This window comes from Falsiroseomonas sp. RANM36, assembly GCF_056682175.1.
In genome coordinates, this window is record NZ_JBWXTD010000003.1 from 227,240 (window position 1) to 229,092 (window position 1,853).

Consider the following 1,853-nt stretch of genomic DNA (forward strand, 5'->3'; position numbering starts at 1 on the left):
CCCCCCGGCGCGCACGCGGGCGGGCCACGCCGGCCACCTCAATGGTCGAAGACCAGCCGAAGCTCCGTCACGCCATCCCGGCTCCGCACGCTCGCCCGCGTCGCGCGCTTGAGGATCATGTGGCCGGCAAGCTTCGCCGCGCCGGCTTCGGTCAGCATCTCATCGGCCGTCGGCGCGACCTGCGACAGCTCGAGCGGCGGACCCTGATAGGCGATGGTCACGTCGATGCGCAGCTCGTCGAAGCCGATGCGGACCGCGACCTCGCCCTCCGCCAGGCCGAAGCCGGCGATCGAATCGACGCACCAGACGATCTGCTCCTCCACCCGCGCCAGCACGTCGCGCCGCGCGCCCCAGGCGGCGCCCGCGCGCGCCACGAAATCGGCCAGCTCCCGGTGCGGCACGTCGCGCGCGGGCAGCACGATCTCCATCTCCCGCCGGATGCCGATGCGCAGGATGGCGTTGAGGCCGATGGCGACGACCGTCCCGAGCGCGGTGGCCGACATGTAGGGGCGGAGTTCGGGCGGCACCCAGTCGGCCACCTGCGGGATCGCCTCCACCGCCAGCGTCGTCACCAGCGCGAAGCCGACCACGAAGGATTTGCGCGAGTCGAGCATGCGCGATGTCGCAAGCTGCATGCCGTTGACCAGCATCAGCCCGCCCGCATGCAGCAGCACCGCCGCGATCACCGGCCCCGGCACCTGCGCGAGCAGCGCCGCGAGCCGCGGGAAGCAGGCGAGCACCAGGCAGAAGACGGCGGTGGCATAGCCGATCGCCCGGCTCGTCACGCCGCTGGCCGCCTGGATGGTGACATTCGTCGCGCTGACATTGGGCGCGGCGGTGCAGAGCAGGCCGGCGAGCGCGGTCACGGCGCCGTCCCCCGCGACGCCGCCCGCGATGCTGCGCGGCTCCGGCCGGACCCAGTCGGCGTCGTTCAGCTTCTGCAGCGTGGTGACGAGGCCGACGGTCTTCAGCGAATTCGCCAGGGCGGCGACGAGGAAGACGGGCAGCAGCGCGAGGTCGAAGCTCCAGCCGAGATGGCCGGTGTCGGGCAGGCCGAGCAGCGGCAGGTCCGCCAGCACGGCGGTGTCCAGCCGGAACAGGCCGAGCCAGGAGGCGACGGCCGTTCCCGCGACCAGGGCCACCAGCACGCAGGCCCCGCGCAGCGCGCCGCCGCCCCAGACGCTGAGCGCGACGGCGATGGCAAGGGTGACGCCCGCCACGCCGAGCGCCTCGGCCGAGGGCGGCTGCTGGTCCGGCGTGATGAGCAGGGCGCGCACGCCGGCGAGCGTCACGGCGATGCCGATGATCAGCACCACGGCGCCCGCGATCTCCGGCGGGAAGAAGGCGCGCGCGCGGTGCAGGGTGCGGGCGAAGAGCATCATCGCCGCGCCGCCCGCGATGGTCATGCCGGCCGCGAGCGCGAGTCCGCCGGTCTGCACGGCCAGCAGCGATGGGGCGAGGAAGGCGGCCGAGCCGGTGGCGGGCGCGAGGTAGCCCGCGCCGATGCCGAAGCGGCCGGCCGACTGGATCAGCGCGCTGGCGCCGCAGGCGAGGAAGGCGAGGCTCAGCATCGCGGCGGATTGCAGCGGCGACGCGCCGACCGCCTGCGCGAGCACGATGGCGGGGTAGATGAAGACGACGATGATCGCCGTCTGCTGCAGCGCCGCCGAGAGCAGCACCGCGGGGGCCGGAAGCTCGTCCAGCCCGTAGGTGAGGTCAGGCGGCTTGCGCATGGCCGGGACGGCGTCGCCGGGGTCGTGGCGTGGCGGGGCTCGAAACAAGCGAGGGCCCCCCCGGGGGGGGGCCCCCCCCCCGGGGGGCCCCCCCCCCCCCCCCCCGGGGCGGCCAGCCGC

The 1,853-nt window shown here is 74.9% G+C and carries 1 protein-coding gene; it reads right to left on the reverse strand.

Annotated elements, in window-relative coordinates; translation table 11 throughout:
- Nucleotides 1-38: 38 nt before the first annotated feature.
- On the reverse strand, nt 39-1,733 hold the full coding sequence (locus AC1MIR_RS05890) for a uracil-xanthine permease family protein (protein ID WP_480027255.1): 1,695 nt from the start codon (nt 1,731-1,733) through the stop codon (nt 39-41).
- Between the last annotated feature and the right edge of the window lie 120 nt (nt 1,734-1,853).

Coding starts and splice junctions, on each gene's coding strand:
- AC1MIR_RS05890 (WP_480027255.1), bottom strand. CDS start 1,733: ATGCGCAAGCCGCCTGACCTCACCTACGGGCTGGACGAGCTTCCGGCC.